Annotated in this window: 1 protein-coding gene; it reads right to left on the bottom strand. The window is 63.7% G+C overall.

Annotated elements, in window-relative coordinates; all coding sequences use genetic code 11:
- The coding region (locus tag ACFQUU_RS29320; RefSeq protein ID WP_382252167.1) for an AMP-binding protein at window positions 1–1106 on the bottom strand (1106 nt) is incomplete at both ends.

The raw sequence follows: 1106 nt of genomic DNA, 5'->3' as shown, positions 1-1106 counted from the left end.
AGATTCAGTACTTCGGCCCAGATCGCGGCCAGTGCAGTTTCGACTTCGCCTTGCGGTGCTTCGTACGCACGCACCGCATACGCTTCGCCGTCCGGCGTCGGCAGCGCCTTGCGGTCGAGCTTGCCGTTCGCGTTCAGCGGCAGTGTATCGAGCTGCACCCAGGCAGTCGGCACCATGTACTCCGGCAGCGTCGTTGACAGGGCGGCGCGCAGGGTTTTAGTGTCGAGCGGCGTGTTGTCTGCCATCGTCACATACGCGACCAGGCGTTTGTCACCCGCCCGGTCTTCGCGTGCGATCACTACCGCTTCACGCACACCATCCTGCTCCAGCAGCTTCGCTTCAATTTCACCGAGCTCGATGCGGAAGCCGCGCAGCTTGACCTGATCGTCGTTGCGACCAAGGAACTCGATGCTGCCATCCTTCAGGTGGCGACCCAGGTCGCCGGTCTTGTACATCCGGGCACCCGGTTCACTGTTGAACGGGTCGGCAACAAAACGCTCGGCCGTCAGGTCATCGCGGTTCAGGTAGCCGCGTGCCACCTGCACCCCGCCAATGTGGAGTTCGCCTGGCACGCCCTGTGGCACCGGCTGACCGTACCCATCCAGCAAATATATCCGGGTATTGGCAATCGGATGGCCGATCGGGATGTTATCCGGCAGATCGTCGCCGCGGCATTCCCAGGCGGTCACTTCCACCGCCGCTTCGGTCGGTCCATACAGGTTGATCAGATTTGCCTGCGGCAAGACCTGCCGGCACTGGCGCGCCAGCACGCCCGGCAACGCTTCGCCGCTGCACACGATGCGGCGCAGGCTGGTACAGGTGTGGGCGTCCGGATGGGCAAGGAAGCTCTGCAGCATCGACGGCACGAAGTGCAGCACCGTGATGGCCTGCTCACGTACCGCCCGTATCAGGTAGGCCGGGTCCTTGTGCCCGCCCGCACGCGCCATCACCAGCTTGGCGCCATTGAGCAGCGGCCAGAAGAATTCCCATACCGAGACGTCGAAGCTGAACGGCGTCTTTTGCAGCAGCGCCTCGTCTCCACCCAGCCGGTACGCATCCTGCATCCACAGCAGGCGGTTGACCACGGACCGGTGCTCGTTCATCAC

The sequence above is a fragment of the Herbaspirillum sp. GCM10030257 genome (genome assembly GCF_042666555.1).
In the GTDB taxonomy this organism is placed as follows: Bacteria; Pseudomonadota; Gammaproteobacteria; order Burkholderiales; family Burkholderiaceae_D; genus Noviherbaspirillum.
This window is presented reverse-complemented; position numbering and strand designations above follow the sequence as displayed.